The organism is Staphylococcus sp. HMSC065D05, from assembly GCF_001813195.1.
Classification (GTDB): Bacteria; Bacillota; Bacilli; order Staphylococcales; family Staphylococcaceae; genus Staphylococcus; species Staphylococcus epidermidis.
In genome coordinates, this window is sequence record NZ_KV811746.1 from 40,662 (window position 1) to 59,058 (window position 18,397).

Here is an 18,397-nt window from a genome sequence, read left to right on the forward strand (position 1 = left end):
AAGTGATAGACACATACACTTTAGTAGTTTTATTTATACATAAAATTTAAATTAATTTTATTTTTATAACTAAAATTAAGACTGTCCCAATACCCCCCGGAGTGAGTGATTTAAGATTTTATTTTTTCTCTTGAGCGGGTGCGGGGTCGTTTTTATCGAATGCAAGAGTAATTTTACAATTTTAAGGAGGTGCCAAAATGCCGGTTTCTACTAAAAAAATTCGTGAGAGTATGTTAGCTAGAGTTGATGATACCGATTTTTTGGTAATTGAGAAGATTGAGAGATACATTGCACTTGTTAAGAAATACAGACAACTGATTACTGCAATTAATAAAGAAGGTATAACAATCAATGTAAATAATTCATCGCAGCATTACATAAAAACTCATCCGAGTATGTCCGATGTTATTAAGATAAATAAAGAACTCTTAATGTTGGAAGATGCAATTTTCAAACGCTCAAAAGTTAAAAAGGAATCTAGTAACCACAAACCTAAAACGTTATCTTTGAGGGATAGAGTTGCTAGTAGTAAATAAGTACGTTACTGATTATATCAATCAATACAAACAAGGGAAGATACTTTTTAATGAGGAGCGTAAACGACTTTTAGACTATTTGGAAGACTTTATTTTTCCAAGAAATGATTTATATTTTAATGATGAACAAATTGAAAATCTTATTAATTTTGCTAAAGAATTTTACTTTGAATTAGATGATTTTCAAAAATTCTTAAGTGCTTTCTTATTTCTATATTATAAAGAAGATAACGATATTTTTTATGATCAATTTTTTATTATGGGTGGTCGTGGGGTAGGTAAAAATGGACTTGTATCTGTTTGGTCTCATTTTTTCTTAAGTGATTATAACCCAGTTGATGAATATGATATTTCTATTGTAGCTAATACTGAAAAACAAGCTAAAACATCATTTATGGAGATATATAACTGCATAGAACGTAATAATTTAGATGACTATTTCAAAAGAAACTTAAAAGAAATTACAGGAAAAGCGACCAATAGTAAGTTGCAATATCATACTTCAGCACCTAGTAGCAAAGATGGTTTGAAAGACGGTATGGTTATTTATGATGAAATTCATAGAATGGAAAGTTATGACATTATTAATGTTTTTGGTTCAGGATTAGGTAAGAAAGACAATCCACGAGAAATTTTTATTGGTTCAAACGGACATGTTCGTGGTGGTGTGATTGATGATATGTTAGATAGAGCAAATAAGATTTTAAAAGGCGAAGTGTTAGACGATCATATGTTTTGTTTCTTATGTAAGATAGATGATGTTAAAGAAGCAGACGATCCTTATTCATGGGAAAAAGCAAACCCTCAATTTTCTAAACCGATGACACCATACGCTAAAAATTTATATAAGCGTGTAATTAAAGAACATCAAAAGCTAGACAATAATCTAAAATACCGTGCTGAATTCATGGCCAAAAGAATGAATTTACCTGAAACAGACTTAACTGAATCAGTAGCAACTGCAGATGAAGTATATAAAACAAATAAAGAAATTCCTGACCTCCTACATAAAACGTGTGTAGGAGGTTTAGATTTCGGTTCTGTTCGTGACTTTACTGCTGTTGGTTTACTTTTTCGGGAAGGCGATAATTACTATTGGAAAACACATTCATTCGCTAGAAAAGAATATTTGGAAAAAGCAAAGTTAAAACCCCCAATTAACGAGTGGGCAAATAAAGGATTATTAACAATTGTTGATGAACCTACTATTGACCCAAGACATGTAGTGAACTGGTTTGTCGAGATGAGAGAAATGTACAACATTGAAATTATAGTTGCTGATATGTACAAGTTAGACATTATTAGACCACTGTTAGAAGCAGAAGGTTTTAATGTACATTCAATCAGAAAACCCTCAGCAATACATGGATTACTAGCACCAAGAGTTGAATCGTTATTTGCTAACAATAATTTGTTTTGGGGGAAAAATCCTTTAATGAATTGGTATACATTTAATGTTTATAAAAATGTAACGAAAGACGGTAATGTTCAATATCTAAAAAAAGATGAACATAGACGTAAAACAGACGGTTTTCAAGCTATGATACATGCTTTGTATAAAGCTTCTGAAGTATTAACAGATGATGTTGATTTCTTTTTAGACGAACTTCATTTTTAGAAAGGAGGTAATACAATGGGATTGTTATATGACTTATTTAAATCAAATCGTAAAACTGCTGAAGAACTAGGTTTTTCAATTGCGTCTGTCAGTAATAAAGCACATATGAAAAGGTTAGCCATTAATAGTTGTATAGAGCTTATATCAAAGACAATTAGTCAAGTCGAATTCAAAGTTAAGGATAAGAATAAATACACTAAAAACTCAATGTATTACAAATTGAATGTAAAACCTAACGTGAATGAATTGGCCACTCAATTTTGGCAAAAGGCAGTCTATAAACTTATATATGATAACGAATTACTTATTATTCAAAATGACACTGAAGATTTGTTAATAGCTGATGATTTTAATGTGAATGAGTATGCTCATGTTTCAAATATTTATGAGCATGTGAGAATTGGTAACTTTGAATATGCAAGAACATTTAAATCTGATGAAGTCATTTATATTAAATATAATAATGAAAATGCAGAAATGATTTTAAATGATTTATACGGTGATTATGGAGATTTGTTTGCTCGACTGGTAGAGTTTCAAATGCGTAAATCTCAAGTACGTTCAATAGTAAAAATTGATAGTAAGTGGGCTAGTGATAAAAAGAAAATGGAAAAGGTAAATAAATTTATTGAAAGTATTTATGACAACTTTAAAAATAAGTCTTTTGCGATTGTACCTGAACAAGAAGGTTTACAATACAAAGAACAAACTTTATCACAAGCTGCGAATAGTGTTGATGATGTAGAAAAAGTAGGTAAACAATTCCTTAATCATTGTGCTACTAAATTTGGTATTCCTATTCAGTTACTTACGGGAGATATTGCTGAAGTAGAACAAAATACAAAGCGATTTATTAGAATGACAATTAAGCCATTATTAAATCTCATAGTAACTGAACTAAATGCAAAATTGTTTGATAAAGAAGAGTATTTAAATGATTCAAAAATTATAGCTAATACTTTACCTATTAACTTTGATAATATATTTGAAATTGCTAATCAAATAGACAAGCTTATTGCTAGTGGTGTATTTGTTGGAAATGAAATCAGAAGAGAATTAGGTTTTGAAGAAAGTAAAGATCCATTAATGAATGAACATTTAGTTACTAAAAACTATCAAACTTTAAAACAGTTGAAAGAGGGTGTTAACTAATGAAGCTAAACAAAATTGAACATACTTTCTCAAGTATGAAGTCAGAAACATCAGATGAACATGTATTGGTTATTTCTGGAGCAATTGGTGAAGGTGGCTATTTTTACGAAGGTACGAGTGCAACTGACGTGAGAAAAGCGTTAGAAAACGTTGAAGCTAAGACGATAAGAATTAAATTAAACTCACCAGGTGGAAATGCATTCGATGGTTTAGAAATTTATAACTATCTAAAAGATTTAGACGCACATGTAATTGTCGAAGTAACTGCATTAGCTGCAAGTGCAGCATCTATTATTGCAATGGGTGCAGATGAAGTTATCATGAGAACGGGCTCTACAATGATGATTCATAACGCTTCAACTATAACATATGGTAATAAAGACGAAATGTTAAAAGTCCATGAGTATTTAGCTAAGATTGATACTTCTATCATTGATGTATACAAAGAAAAAACTGGTTTGAGTACTGATGAAATTAAGGAGATGTTGAACAATGAAACATGGTTTACGGCATCTGAAGCGGTTAAAAAAGGTTTTGCAGATTCTTATGAAACGCAAACCAAAGAAGAAAAAGAAATTACAAGTAATTTAAATAGCAATTATTCTATGTCTCAAAAGATAAATGTTGAAAATGAGATTAAAGAAATAAAAAATCAAATTTCAGAATTACAAAATCAAAATGATAAAAATCAAGAAGTGAAAGACAAATCAGTTAATGATAATCGTCTTAAATCACTTCTTTTTTAATACTAAAATATTGGAGGATTTAATATGACAATTAAGTTTAATAAATCGGAAAAATTTGTAAATGCAAAAAAAGCATTTGTAGCATCATTAACGAATAGTGAATTAAGTGAGGAAAAGAGAGAGGAAATTGTTTCAGACTATGTACAAGCATTATCTGATGATGTAGTAACTACAATTCAAAACGATGTTAATACTCAAATTGCAGACAATGCTGTACTCGTATCACGTGGACAGTCAACGTTAACTTCTGAAGAAGTGCGTTATTTTAACCAAGTAGCACAAGACGGATTGTTTAAAGAAGAAAAAGTATTACCAGTGACGTTTATCGATAAAGTATTTGAAAACTTAGTTAAAGAACACCCATTATTAAATGCTATTGGTGTAACAAATATGGGAGCAGTAACTGAAATTATTACTGTTGATCCAAGTGGTGCTGCAGTATGGGGTGACTTATTTGGAGATATTAAAGGACAAGTCAATGCTGCGTTTAGTAAAAAACGTTTTGACATTCTTAAATTAACTGCATTTGGTGCTATTCCAAAAGATATGCTTGATTTAGGGCCAAAGTATATTGCCGACTACATGGAAAAATTATTAGGTGAAGTTATGGCTACAGGTTTAGAAACTGGCTTCTTAAATGGTGGAGGGTCTACACAACATCAACCAATCGGATTAACAAAAGATGTAGCTGATAATGGTGGAGTATCAGACAAAACTTCATCTGGAACATTAACTTTTGAACCTGGTGCAACAGTAGTTAATGAAATTAAGGAAGTTAAAAAAGCATTATCTAAAAATGCTAAAGGAGTATCTAGAAAAGTAGATGGAAAAGTTACGCTTGTACTTAATCCATCAGATGTAGCTTCAGTAAGTGCGACATCAACAGTATTAACTGCGAATGGAACGTATGTGACAGTAATTCCTGGAAACATTGAAATTGTTGAATCGGAAGTAATGACAGAAGGTAAGGCGTTATTCTTTGTAAAAGGTCAATATGTTGCTGGAGCAGGAGGCAAAGCAAGTTTACAAGCTTATGATGAAGCATTAGCAATGGAAGATGCACGTTTATATATCATTAAACAATATGCGAATGGTTTACCATTAGACAACAAAGCAGCGTTAGTTTACGACTTAAATATTGCAACTCCAAAAACAACTGGTAGAAAAAACACATCATCATAAAAAATTAAGGTAGGTGATTTCATGTAATGTATATTCCAATTGATGTTTTAGAAAAATTAAAAAGTCGTTTGCATATTGTCAATTCTGAAAGTGATAGAAATTTAGAAGAAATGATTGAAGCATCTATTGTTAAATTACAAAATACATGTGGTGACTTTAATATTCAAGAAAATGCACAAGCTAGAGAATTAGTGTTTGAGCGTGTACGTTATGCATATAATGACGTATTAGAACATTTTGAAACGAATTTCTCACGTGAAATCACAGACTTGCAGATGCAATTGTTTTTTGAAAGAAGTGAACAAGATGAAAAAAATGAATCAAACGTACAATGACGGAATATTAGAGTTTAGAGAAAAAAGAGCAAAGTATGATAAATATCATACAGTCATTGGTACTTTTTCATACATGGTTTTTAAGTCATGGTATAGAAAGTTAGGTATTACTTCTGAAGAACAATATAGATCAATGCAAGTCGATACTATGGTAGTAATGAGAGTTGCGATACCTAGAATGAAATATTTGGAACCTAGTATGAAAGTTGAAATTGATGGTAGGGAATATGGTATTTCACGTATTTATGAAAATTACAGTAAAAATGAAATTGAATTAAGTTTATATGAGGTGCATATATAATGAGCGTTAAAAGTAAAATTTTTGAAGCATTGCAACCTTTAAATATAGATATGGCGCACGGATTTTCTTATCAAATGGAATTACCAAAAATCATTACTAATGTAGTTAGTCATAGAGCGATACGTTTATCGGATAGAAAGCATTTAAAACACATACGGTATCAAATAAGTTATTTTGATAAGACACCTAGAGACGTTGAAGATGACTTAATACTTAATTCAATTTCAGACGCATTAGAAAAAGCCAATTTAAATACAACTGAATGGATAGAAATCATTGAAACCGACGATGAAGTAGATGATACAATTTTTCATTACATCATTGAGGTATCTATTTGATGAGTGACGTATTTGGTTTTGATGAAGCTATACAAGATTTAGAACGATATTCATCACGAGCTAATAATTTAAATGAGAAGGTGTATCAAGAAGGTATCAAAATGCGTGACGATGCACGAAATATCGCACGTGGATTAGGCTTGTATAAAACTGGTAAAGGTGTCAGTGGTATTGATATTGAAAGAGTTTCAAATGGTGTTGAGATTGGTTGGTCAAATCGACCTAATTTTCATTTATTTTTTCATGAGTTTGGCTTTCATGCTACTGGGCGTAAAAAAGGTAAAAGACATACTTCACGATCAAGTAAAGGTAAACGAAAGCGTAGGTATAAGACAGGCACAGTATACGTACCACCTAAACCACATTTAAGACCTGCTTTTGATAGAGGTAAAGACAAATTTCAAAATAATATTAAAAAGTATATAGAAGGAGATTGATATTTATGGCAACAACTTTTGAAAAGAAAGCATTGTTAACAGGTATTGGTAATGGATTTTTCCAAGTTATGAAAACGGAAGAGACACCAACAACTGCACCTGTTTATGATGAGAAAGTATTTGAAGTACCGTCATTGGATAAATTAAAAACGAAACTTGAGTATAAATCAAAAGATATATACTTATCTAGTACATTACATAGTGTGTTAGGTAAGGCATCAAAAGCAACTATTACATTAGATGCTGGTTATCTTCCAGATGGTTTTGAGGAAGAAGTTTCGGGTGCTACGAAATTAGCTGATGGCGTATATGGTATGGGTGGAAAAGGAACTAAAAAATATTTTAGATTTGCATTCCCTATCATTGATGAAAATGGCGAAAAGATTATTATTAACTTCCCTAAATGTCAAATACAACCAACAGACTTAAACGTTGAATCACAGGGTGAAGATAAAAAAGAACAAATGCAACAATTCGATATTATTGCTATGCCTTTAGCAACTGGTAAAGAAGAAGAATCAAACATTTATTACAAGGCAGACTTACGTAAAAATAAAACATTAGATGAACGCAAACTGTTAGAAACAGGTTTCTACAATAAAACTGTTTTGACTACATTAAATAAATCAGGTCAAACAGTGGAAACTGTAACAAGTGAATCGAATTCAGAAACATCAAGAACAACCGATAACTCTCGTTTATCTAGCTAATAAAATAAAGGAGTGAATATACTATGACTATTTTCAAAACTAAATTAAAATCTTTTGTTTCAGACATAACGGGTGAAACTCGTACTTATAAAGTGAATACTGCACTATGGCTACATTTAGAAGAAGATTACGGGATTAAACAGGGTAATCTAACTGATTTATATCAAAGTGAAAATGCATTAACAAATGCAAAAATAGCTACAAGTATTTTGAAAGCAAACGGATTAGAAGTTACTTTACAAGAACTTACAGAACATGTTGATGAAGTGAGCATAGATAAATTTGTTGCTAAATTTACAGAAACACTATTAGAAGATGTAAGCGATAGTGAGAGTAATAAAAGCGAAAAGGATAAAGAGGGAAAGTCGAAATAAAGCATAATTGGGACTTTCTTTTTTATTGTGCAATTACATACTTTAATATGACAAGAGAAACGTTTTTATATGATTATGACTTATCTACAATTTACATGTTGATTGACCAATACAACGAACAATCTTTTAAAAATAAATTGTTAGGTAGAGAATTCTTATCTGATAAATCTATTGAAGAATTTGCACAGGATATTGATAAAATTAAAGACAATCGAACTGAATCAGATTATCAAGAAGTGAGGGCTGTAGAATTTTTATAGTGAAGAGCTATAGAATTTTTATAGCCCTTTTTATTTATACTTATTTCGAAAGGAGGCAATAAGTTGGCAGAATTAAAAAGAGCAGGAATTAAACTTACTGCAGAGGGTTCAGCGCAATATAAAGCCGATTTGAAAAGTGCAACTGCAGCACTTCAACAAATGGCTGCAGAATCTAAACGTAATATTGCAGCACTAGGTCAAAATGCAAGTGCTTCAAAAAGATATGGTTTAGCTATTAAAGATTTAGGTAATACTGCAAAGCTTGCACAAGCGAAGTTAGATGTTTTAAATACTAAGCAAAACCAATTGGCAAATTCATCAAGAATTTATGCGAGTGAAATTAATAAGTTAGAAAGTCAATTAAAAGGTGCGAAAGGTAATACATCACAATTATCAAATGCATTAGCAGAGTTACGTTCAAAAGAATCGCTTAATAATGCAGAATTATCACGACTTAATGCAACTATAGCGAAAACTGAAACACAGATGTTAAAAGCTAAAAGTGCAGCGAATCAGATGGCGAATGAGTATCGTAATGCAGGTGGACGTTTTACAGATGTTTCAGAAAAGATGAAATCAATAGGTACTAACATTGATAATACTGGCACCAAAGCAGTAAATTTTGGTAGAACAATGACAACTAGAGTTACTACACCAATTGTTGCAGGTTTAGGATATGCTGCTAGAGCTTATGTAAAATTTGACGATCAGATGAATCAAATGAAAGTGCAACTTGATGACGGTAGTGTATCAGCAGGAAAATTAAAAGAACAAGTGAGCGAATTAGGTAAAACGTCTCAAGATATGGCAAAACAGTATGGTGTGGCTGGCGAATCTATTAGAAATGGTATGAATGAGTTAATCAAAAAAGGTTTTACTTTTAATCAAGTTACTGGAGCAATGCCTAGCATATTAAAAGCTACTGTTGCATCAGGAGACGACTTTAATTCAGTTATGAGTGTTTCATCTAGTGTACTTGAACAGTTTGGTTTAAAAGTTGATGATACTAATCAAATGATAAAAAATACAGACCGAGTGACATCTGTATTAACTTATACTGCTAATAAAACATCGGCAGGCTTTGCAGATTTAGGAGAAGCTATGCAAAATGTTGGACCGATGGCAGCAAATAACAACCAATCATTAGAGGATATGGCTTCAACATTAGGTATCTTATCAAATAGAGGTATTGAAGGTGGAGAAGCAGGTACGTATTTAATGAACGCTTTACAGAACCTAGCTACACCAACAAAAGAACAAGCTAGAGGACTACGAGATTTAGGTGTTGCAGCATTTGATGCAAACGGTAAGATGCGTTCATTCCCAGACATTTTAGAAGATATAGAAAAGGCTACTAGTGGAATGAGTGACGAACAGAAAAACGCTGCATTAAATACGATATTTAACACTCAAGCTATGAAAGGTATTAACCCACTTATTCAAGCTGGTTCAAAGTCAATTAAAGACTTATCTAAAAGTACAAAAGACGCTTCTAAATACCAAGATGATTTATCTAAAAAAATGGGTGAATCAGCATCTAGAAATGTAGCTAAAATGAAAGAATCATTTAAAGTTTTAGCAGAAACATTAGGACAACAAGTCGTGCCTGCTATTATTCCTTTAATTGATAAGGCTACAGATTTAGCAAATAAGTTTGGCCAATTAGATAAAGATACACAAGGAGCTATATTAAAAATTGCAGCATTTGCAGGAGCTATAGGTCCACTGTCTTTAGGATTAGGAAGTATTGTTAGAAGTATAGGTGGAACTGTTAAAGGTATAGGAACACTCGCACGGGGTTTTGGAAAAATTACAAGTGGAGCTGGTAAAGTTGTAGGTGGTGCTGAAAAAGCAGCAGGTGGAGTAAGTAAATTCGGTTCTATGGCTCAAAAAGTTGGAGGTTTCGCACCGTTATTAAGTAATCCTTATGTATTAGGTTTTGGTGCTATAGTTGCAGCTTCAGCAGGCGTGGGATATTTGGTATATCAAAATATGCATGAAGATGACAACAATCATAAAGCTGCCGTAGATCAAACTAAAGGAAAATATCAAGAATGGTTTGACACTGTTACGAATGGAGCATCAGACGCTGCAGGTTCACAAACTAAAATTCAAGATGCTACTAAAAAAACGGGTGAAACTTATAAAAAGATGACTGAACGTCTTAAAAAGCAAAACACAGACGTTCAAGAAACATTAAAAACTGGTTGGGATGGTTATGAAAAACGTATTGAAAAGACGAAATACTTTTCTTTTGGTATTACTATAGAAACAACTAAACATATTGAAGGTTTAAAAGAAAAATTAAAAGATCTAGGTTTAAGTCAAAAAGAAATTTCTGATGCAGAAAATAGATATAAAAATTACGGTACAATCATAGGTTCGACTTTTAAAAATATTGGCGATGTGATTGGCAAACATAAGAAAATTAATAGTGATATGGCATTAGCTACAATTAAAGCAGTACAATCAGTTACTGAACAAGTAGTTGAAAGTATCAACAAAGAAAAAGAAGCACAATTAAATGAACTTAAAGAGAAACAAGAATTAGGAGTTATTACTAAAGAACAGTACCAAAAAGAAACACAATCCATAACTGAAGAATATGATAAACGTGTGAATTCGATTAAGAGTAATCAAAATAAAATTAAAGATATTCTTTCAGCTGCTGCACGAGAAAACAGAGAATTAAATACTAAAGAAATTGCTGACATTACACAGGCATATATGGAATTATCTGAAAAAACTGGGCAATCTATAAGTAAGAATACCGAAGCACAAAAATTCTTCAGTCAAAACTTAAGAGAAATGGTGACTGAAAGTGGATTAGCTGCCTTAAAACAATCAGGAATTATTGACGATTCAACTGCAAAGGATATTGCAAAAGCTAAAACAACTGAAGATGCTATTAAGAAATTAAAAAAAGCATTGGAAGATTATGACAATAAAAAGCTAAAAGAGAAAGAAATAAAAGCTAAAGACAAAACTTCTAAAGAAGTGAAAAAGGCTGATAAGGCAATTGATGATCATAATGCTAAAAAACCAAAAGAGAAAGAGATAAAAGCTAAAGATAAAACTACAAAGGAAGTAAAGAAAGCCGATAAATCATTAGACGATCATAATAAAAAGAAAGCTGATGAAAAAGAATTAAAAGCGAAAGATGAGATTTCTGATTTAACTAAAAAAGTAAAATCATCATTAAAGGAAATTGATGATTTAAAAGTAGAAATTAAAAAGTTAAAAGCAAAAGATGAAGTTTCTAAAGCTACTAAAAAAGCCGAAAATGCAATGAAGAAATACAAAGAAGTTAAAGCAGATATAAAAAAATTAAAAGCGAAAGATGAAGCTTCAGAAAAGGCGTTTAAGGCCAAAATTAAAGTTTTGGAATATAACAATGCTAAAGCTGAAAAGAAAATTTTAAAAGGGAAAGATGAAATTACTGCTTTAACTAAAAAAGTAAAATCAGCGCTTAATCAAATAAATGATTTGAAAATGGAAGTTAAAGAATTAAAAGCACGTGGAAATGCATCGACTAAGGCTGATGAAGCAAAAGGAAAGTTAGACAACTTTAACAATACGAAAACACCAACTAAAAACCTTTTAGCAACAGGAAATGCAAGTAAGTTCACTGATACTGCTCAGGGTAAATTAAACTTATTCAATGGTACAGGTATTCCAACTAAAAATTTATCGGCAAATGGTAATGCAAGTTCATTTACAGATAGTGCAAGAAACGCTGTTCAAAGATATAACTATACAGGTATACCAACAAAACGAATTAATGTAAGTTCAAACGCAGAAAGACAAGCCTATAGTGCAATTGACGCTTTAAATTCAATTCCTCGATTTGTACAGTCTACAATTAATGTTGTACGTAATTTCTTTAGTAATGAGCATGCTGAAGGTGGACACATTGACGCTTACGCAGAAGGTGGAAACATTCAATCTCATTCAGTGCCTGGTACTTATACTGGTATTGTAGGCGAAGCAGGACCAGAGATTTTTAGTGTAAATAGAGGTAATGTTACTATCACACCTTTAAATAGTAGAGAGAAAATGAGAGGAATAGAAGGTGTGTTACAAGATTATACAAATGGAAACAATGCAGGTAATGGTGTAGTAGTTAATATTAATCTTAATGATACTGTGATTAAGGAAGAAGCAGACGAAGATAGATTAATTAGGAAAATGGATCAACACTTAAGACGTTCGCTTTCCGAACAACAGATGATTGGAGGTGCATAATTTTGATACAATTTAATGCATTAGAATATAACGGTGTTAAAACAAGTGATTTTTCATTTAAAGTATATGTAGAAGTGAATGACGGGATTAATATCCCACAACGTAAAACTAAAATCATAACAACTGACCAAATGCACGGAGCTTTAATTAAATCTAGTGACAATTATTCAACGATTGAAAAGAAATATAAATTTTATGTACAGGGAGCTACTTTACAAGAGATGGCACCTTTATTCAAATGGTTAAATAGTAATATTAACGATAATGGTTTCTCACTATCAAATCATCATACGAATTATTTAAAACCGTATGACAATCCAGGTCGATATTATAATGTTTTAAAAGTGATTGTTGGAAATGCTTATGTTGATGAATTTGACGGTTATGAATTTGATGTTACATTTACGTGCCAACCATTTAGCTATTCAGACGGTAGTTTAGACAATGAACAATTAACGGTTGTATTTCCTAAAGTGAGAACAATTACAAATACAAGTGGCATACACATGTACCCTCAATTAGAAATTGAAACACTCAATCACAATGACAGTTTAGTTACTATAGGTGAACAAACAATTCATATTGTAGCACCAGATAACTATTTAGCTATAGAATGCTTTCCAGGTCAACAAAATGTCAGTGATAAAAATGGATTAAGAAATGAGTGTATGATTGGTGAATTTTTTAAAATCCCACCAGGTGAACACGGTATTAGTGCAACTGATAATATAAGCAAAATAACAATTAATTGTAGGTGGGGTGACTTAACTTGATTTATTTACAAGAAACAAATTTTTACTATAATGGTTTACCTTTATCACAAGCCTATGATGATGTTATCGAACGTGATTTAAACGGTATTTATAAATTAATATTTAAATTACCAGTAAATAAAAGTGACCAACACAAGTTAGTAGAAAAAGATAGCATGTTAAAAGCGACTGAACATTTTAGAGAGATTGGTTATAACATATTTAGAGTTAGATATATAGATAAAGAAGAGGATTATGTACAATTTACGGCGTATCAAATAATTTTTGATTTAGCTAAGAAGTACGTTAATCCTTTTTTTGTTAATGATTTATTACCAGTAGACGCTTTAAAGATGTGGTCACAAAAATTCAATGAACCACCAAATTTATCTATTGAGTATTGGAGTGATACAACTGACAAACGTGTGACTTACTACTCTAACAAACAAGATGACTTAAAACCTAGATATGCATTAAATGTGTTAGTTGAAATGGCCAATCAATCTGATTTAGATTTAGACTTTTACTTGAATGGTATTTCATTAGGGCGTATAGGTAGAGATACACAGTTTCTGTATACGACTAATAAAAACATAACCTCATTTGGTCAAGAAGATAATTACGATGAAGTTATTACACGTATTATAGCAACCTCAAAATTCAAACCTGAATATGATAAAGAGAAATTAAAGAAAAAACAAAAAGAAGAAGTTGAAGCTTTAAAAACAAAACAAGCTGAATTTAATAAACGATTAGCAGATGAAAAGCGTCAAAACCGAATTGAGAAAGAAATTAAAGAAGCAATAAGACGTGAAGAATTAAAAAAGATACGTTATAAAGAACAGAAAAAAAGAAGTCATAAAACAATGCAAGTTACAGTATTTAAGTCATCTGAAGAAATAGAAAATGAAATTAGAGAAAAGTATAAAGCACAACAACAAAAAACAGATATACAAAGACAACTAGCAAAAGAACATGCTGAAAAACAAAAAGCAGAAATTGCTAAATTGAAAGCGAAACATAAAGAAGAAACAGAATTACTAAATGAAGAAATAACCTTATCTGTTACTGTTGATAGTCCATTAATCAATGAATATCCTGAAGTATATGAAATGTCTATAGAAAATAACGATATTAAGACAGTTGAAGAATTAACAACATTTGCAGAAAACTATTTTAGTGTACAAAACATAGATAAACCTAATGTGTCTACAAAGATTGGTTTAGAGGTTTTGCAGAATGAGGAGGTGCATTTAGGAGATACTGTAATCGTAAGACATATTGAACAAGATATAGATGTGCGTAATCGTGTCATAGCGACGAAGTATAGTCCTATGGATAAAAAGTATCTAGAAGTTACTTTCGGCTCTAAAACAAGCAGTTATACAAGTCAGAATAGCAGTATATCAAATTCTAATACTGAAAAGGTTATAAGGGATTATCAAAGTCAACTAGAACAGTATCTTGATTTTAGATTAAATACTGAAAGAGAAAACTTTAACAATCATTTTGAACAAGAAACTGGATTAATTAGAGATAAGATAAATGAATCTAATCAGACATCACAAGCCAGCATTAATGTACTTGATAATAAATTCACTGATGAATTTAATAACGTTCAAAATGAATTTAGAACATCACTTCAAAATGCTCAAAATCAAATTAATATAAATCAAGCATCATATACTAGTGATAAAGAAGTTGTTCAATCAAAGCTAACTGAATTATATAGTAAGCAAAATGAATCAAAGTTATATATAGATACAAAGGCTAATGATGTTACGAATGAATTTAATCAGAGTATAGAAAGGGCTAAAAGTGAAGTTCTACAAGCAACTAACTTTAGTAATAGTGCTACACTTGAACAAATCAATCAGATTAATAGGAAAGTAGATAATATGAAGATTGGTGCAGTAAATTTATTAAAAGGTACTTCAAACTACACTACACCATTTAATCATAATAAGATAGTGGAATTTGGAAAAGTTATTAATGATCAGTTATATGCATTAGAACATGAAGATAGTAAAGGTTATTTCTTTTGGGAAACAAACCAATTTGTAAAATTAGAGCCTAATACCGACTATGTATTAAGTTATGACGTTATCCCTAAATTTGAAGTAGGTGGAGCTTATACTCCAATTGAAATCGTTAATGAAAATGGTTATTCATTCAAACCTAGACAATTTCTTTTTAAAAATGAAACGATAAAAGAAGTTAAAGATAAGCAAAGATTAACATTTAAATTCAATACTGGAAATCAGACTAATTTACGTATTTATTTTACATCTACATGGCCTAGTAAATTAGTTTATATTGCTAAACCACAACTGGAAAAAGGTACTGTAGCAAGTGATTGGTCACCTAATGTAGATGATCTAGAAAAACAAATTAATGTTGTCGCAGACAGTATTTCATCAAAAGCAATTGAGGCAGTTAGAGGGGATATTAACTACTTAAGAAGTAACATTTTAACTGCAGATAGTGTTAATGCAAACATGGTTAATGTTGATCGTGCATTAATCGATAAATTAATGACAAATAATTTACTGGTTAATAACTTAACATCAAACTATACATTAACTGAGAAGATGAAATCTAAAGCCTTAGAATCAGTTTATGGTAATATTTCCAATTTACGTACTAGATTAATAACTGCTAATAGTATTACTTCAAACGCTATTAATGTTGATTATGGTTTAGTGAATAAGTTAATCAATAATGAATCTTTTGTTAATACACTCACTGCAAAAAGTGCATTCATTAATGCAATTAAAGCAATTGATATTGATGCATCAAGAATTACTAGTGGTGTATTACGTTCAACAAGTGGTAGTATGCGTTGGAATTTAAACGCTAATAGTTTAGATTATTTTGACGGTGCAGAAACAAATTATTACGGACATTCAAGAATCATTTTCCATACGACTAATAATTCTATTTATCAAAGTAATAATGGGACATGTGCTTTTCTAACTTTTAGTAGGACAACAGGTACACAATATCCTTCAATTGCAATAGGTACGAGTGGAAACTTAGATGATGATTCCAATACAGGTAGTTTCTCAGGCATTAAGTGTCATACTGCTAAAGCAACACATGATGGACTTTCAGAAGTAGGCGTTATTACCGATGAAGTATATTTCAATAGTCACGGTGGAGATGTAAACACAGGTGGTTGGACATTAGAAAATTATCGTAAAGGTGGAAGTAGAGTAAGAGCATTTTATGGTAATAATACAAGAGAATACAAATATGAATTAGGTCAAGATGGTTATAGATTTAATACTGTATGGACGAGTGGATTAAACGATAGAATTAAAATCGTTAATTATACTGATGGCTATACAGGAATATTAAGTTGGAATGAGAAATATGGAATTCAATTTAGTAATTATGATGTAAGAGTACAATACGGTAAATATTGGTACTCTTTTGGTGATATCTTACGTGGTGACTCATGGAGAGTTTAAAAATAGGAGGACAATTAAATATGTTAGAAATTAGGAATTCAGACTTAGTACAAGCTAAGTCTTTTTTATATGATTTAAAACTAAAACCAAAATTATCAAGACATCGTACTAAATTAGTTAAGTTAATTGATGAAAAGATAAAAGACTTGTCTGACGCATCTAATGAAATTATTCAACAATATGCAAAAAAAGATGAAAACGGTAATCCAATCATAAATGATAATATGGTTGAATTTGATAATGTGGAAAATCGTATAGAGTTTGAAAGGGAAGATACCATTTTAATTAATGAACTTTCTAAAATTAATTTAGATGAATATCCAAATGTGTATGATTCAATTCAACAAGCGTTATATGAATTAGATGTTGAATTAGATAAGGAAAAAGCAGAAACATACGAATTATTATGTGAGTTATTTAATGTAGAGTAACTCACATTTATATATCTAATAGGAGTGATTGAAAATGACAAACAAAACAAGATTTTACTTAGTTAGAACATCGAAAGGTACAAGTGAATATAGTGGAGAACAAAAATTAAAGTATAATCCTTATAACTACGGTTATGCAGTGGCTTTAGAAGATGAACAACCAACATTTTATGATACTGAAGAAAGTGCAACTTCAATTGCAACTACATTGAATTCACTATATAAATTAACTGGAGTACAAGCATATGTTGATGTTTTTAAAGAAGAAGTGAAAGTGATTAAAGTAACAAATAATAGTCCTTCGGAGGTATCATAAATTGGAACAAGTAAATAACATTCAAATTGATAATTTCTCAAGTTTCTTTTTTACAGGCTCATGGACAATTATAGATATACTTATCATTCTAATTGGATTAGATGTAATTAGTGGTGTTATTAAAGCAACTCGTGAACATACAATTAAAAGTTCTGTAGCTAATATAGGTCTTGCTAAAAAAGTAGGTATCTTAATGGTAGTTATTGTCGCAAATCTTGCAGATATTGTATTTAAAGCTGATGGAATGGTGGTTAATGGTACAGTTGCTTTTTATATCATCGGTGAAGCAGTGAGTATATTAGAAAATTGTTCAGTAATTGGTGTACCACTACCCGAATTACTTACAAAACGTTTAGGCATTACAGACGATAAAAATATTAAAAATTAAAAATTACAAAGCCCTTAGTGATAGGGCTTTTTATTATTGGAGTTGATTAATTATGACAAAAGAATATTTAGGAGAATGGAACGGTGTACCTGTATATACAGATTTTTTACCTTATGGAACAAGACGCACAGGGCAACCATTAGACACGGGTAGTCCTATTTTTGCAGTGTATCATGATACAGGTAATCCAGATAGTATAGCTCAACAAAATGTAAATTATTATAAAAACACATACTTACAAGATTGGGCTTCTACGGCTTCAGCACATTTCTTTGTTGATGATGAGGAATGTATTATTTGTATTCCTTTAGATGAGAAAGCGTGGCATGTAATCTATGATACACCAACAGATAACTATTATTTTGGAGATGATGCGAATGATGCTGCATTTGGTGGAGAATTATGTTATTTTCCTGATGATAGAGAAAAATCATTAAAAGCTTTAGATAATTTCGCACGTGTCTTTGCAGTATTATTCGAATCATGGAATATCGACCACTTTAATAAAGCTCCTGGTCATCAAGATATACAAGATGATAAACGTGATCCAGGTAACGCACTTGAAGCGTGTGGTTATGGTCGTAATGAAATTGATATTATTGATAATTTAGTACAAAGATATATTGACGGTGATGATGTTGATACAGAAACAATTGTGAATCAACCTGAAGAACATGACGAAATTATTGAGAAGAAACCAGTAGGCTGTACACGTGTTAAAGTTTGGTCTGAAGAGCCTTATTACAGAGGTACAATTAAATATGATGCGTCATTACGTGAACGTGCAGGTAGTAGTTTTGATA

At 31.0% G+C, this 18,397-nt stretch carries 19 protein-coding genes; all 19 read left to right on the forward strand.

What is annotated here, in order from left to right; translation table 11 throughout:
- The first annotated feature begins 197 nt into the window (after positions 1–197).
- Positions 198–536 carry a terminase gene (locus HMPREF2897_RS05220; RefSeq protein ID WP_070592775.1) on the forward strand — a complete coding sequence of 113 codons (339 nt, stop codon included), beginning with the start codon at positions 198–200 and terminating at the stop codon, positions 534–536.
- A complete protein-coding gene (locus tag HMPREF2897_RS05225; protein WP_070592776.1) occupies positions 520–2,154 on the forward strand; it encodes a terminase TerL endonuclease subunit in 1,635 nt (544 codons plus the stop codon). The genes HMPREF2897_RS05220 and HMPREF2897_RS05225 overlap by 17 nt, the downstream gene beginning before the upstream one ends.
- A gap of 15 nt (positions 2,155–2,169) precedes the next feature.
- Positions 2,170–3,306 (forward strand): phage portal protein, encoded by a 1,137-nt coding sequence (locus HMPREF2897_RS05230; RefSeq protein WP_070592777.1) that lies wholly within the window; start codon positions 2,170–2,172, stop codon positions 3,304–3,306.
- A complete protein-coding gene (locus tag HMPREF2897_RS05235; protein WP_070592778.1) occupies positions 3,306–4,052 on the forward strand; it encodes a head maturation protease, ClpP-related in 747 nt (248 codons plus the stop codon). Before HMPREF2897_RS05230 ends, HMPREF2897_RS05235 begins: the two co-directional genes overlap by 1 nt.
- A gap of 24 nt (positions 4,053–4,076) precedes the next feature.
- Positions 4,077–5,234 (forward strand): phage major capsid protein, encoded by a 1,158-nt coding sequence (locus tag HMPREF2897_RS05240; protein WP_002484575.1) that lies wholly within the window; start codon positions 4,077–4,079, stop codon positions 5,232–5,234.
- A gap of 26 nt (positions 5,235–5,260) precedes the next feature.
- Positions 5,261–5,569 carry a phage head-tail connector protein gene (locus HMPREF2897_RS05245; RefSeq protein ID WP_049319096.1) on the forward strand — a complete coding sequence of 103 codons (309 nt, stop codon included), beginning with the start codon at positions 5,261–5,263 and terminating at the stop codon, positions 5,567–5,569.
- Entirely contained in the window at positions 5,541–5,870 is a 330-nt protein-coding gene (locus HMPREF2897_RS05250; RefSeq protein ID WP_002501725.1) for a phage head closure protein, read from the forward strand. The genes HMPREF2897_RS05245 and HMPREF2897_RS05250 overlap by 29 nt, the downstream gene beginning before the upstream one ends.
- Complete coding sequence (locus HMPREF2897_RS05255) at positions 5,870–6,208, forward strand: hypothetical protein (RefSeq protein ID WP_002446782.1); 339 nt, start codon at positions 5,870–5,872, stop codon at positions 6,206–6,208. Before HMPREF2897_RS05250 ends, HMPREF2897_RS05255 begins: the two co-directional genes overlap by 1 nt.
- The gene (locus HMPREF2897_RS05260; RefSeq protein ID WP_070592779.1) at positions 6,208–6,645 is read left to right on the forward strand and encodes a hypothetical protein; all 438 of its coding nucleotides are present in this window, start codon (positions 6,208–6,210) and stop codon (positions 6,643–6,645) included. The genes HMPREF2897_RS05255 and HMPREF2897_RS05260 overlap by 1 nt, the downstream gene beginning before the upstream one ends.
- Positions 6,646–6,650: 5 nt before the next feature.
- Positions 6,651–7,355, forward strand: coding sequence for a hypothetical protein (locus tag HMPREF2897_RS05265; protein ID WP_002484613.1), 705 nt, complete (start codon positions 6,651–6,653; stop codon positions 7,353–7,355).
- A 23-nt stretch (positions 7,356–7,378) separates the two neighbouring features.
- The gene (locus HMPREF2897_RS05270) at positions 7,379–7,729 is read left to right on the forward strand and encodes a hypothetical protein (protein ID WP_070592780.1); all 351 of its coding nucleotides are present in this window, start codon (positions 7,379–7,381) and stop codon (positions 7,727–7,729) included.
- Positions 7,730–7,776: 47 nt separating this feature from the next.
- A complete protein-coding gene (locus HMPREF2897_RS05275) occupies positions 7,777–7,989 on the forward strand; it encodes a hypothetical protein (protein ID WP_002446778.1) in 213 nt (70 codons plus the stop codon).
- Between the two features lie 63 nt (positions 7,990–8,052).
- Positions 8,053–12,234 (forward strand): phage tail tape measure protein, encoded by a 4,182-nt coding sequence (locus HMPREF2897_RS05280; RefSeq protein ID WP_070592781.1) that lies wholly within the window; start codon positions 8,053–8,055, stop codon positions 12,232–12,234.
- 2 nt (positions 12,235–12,236) lie between these two features.
- The gene (locus HMPREF2897_RS05285; protein WP_002484577.1) at positions 12,237–13,007 is read left to right on the forward strand and encodes a hypothetical protein; all 771 of its coding nucleotides are present in this window, start codon (positions 12,237–12,239) and stop codon (positions 13,005–13,007) included.
- The gene (locus tag HMPREF2897_RS12240; protein WP_083310228.1) at positions 13,004–16,459 is read left to right on the forward strand and encodes a phage tail spike protein; all 3,456 of its coding nucleotides are present in this window, start codon (positions 13,004–13,006) and stop codon (positions 16,457–16,459) included. The genes HMPREF2897_RS05285 and HMPREF2897_RS12240 overlap by 4 nt, the downstream gene beginning before the upstream one ends.
- A 20-nt stretch (positions 16,460–16,479) precedes the next feature.
- Positions 16,480–16,890, forward strand: coding sequence for a hypothetical protein (locus HMPREF2897_RS05295; protein ID WP_002484576.1), 411 nt, complete (start codon positions 16,480–16,482; stop codon positions 16,888–16,890).
- 34 nt (positions 16,891–16,924) lie between these two features.
- Positions 16,925–17,206 carry a hypothetical protein gene (locus tag HMPREF2897_RS05300; protein ID WP_002484582.1) on the forward strand — a complete coding sequence of 94 codons (282 nt, stop codon included), beginning with the start codon at positions 16,925–16,927 and terminating at the stop codon, positions 17,204–17,206.
- A 1-nt stretch (position 17,207) separates the two neighbouring features.
- A complete protein-coding gene (locus HMPREF2897_RS05305) occupies positions 17,208–17,594 on the forward strand; it encodes a phage holin family protein (RefSeq protein WP_002446772.1) in 387 nt (128 codons plus the stop codon).
- 52 nt (positions 17,595–17,646) lie between these two features.
- Positions 17,647–18,397: peptidoglycan recognition protein family protein (locus HMPREF2897_RS05310; protein WP_070592782.1), on the forward strand; the 751-nt coding region annotated here is incomplete at its 3' end.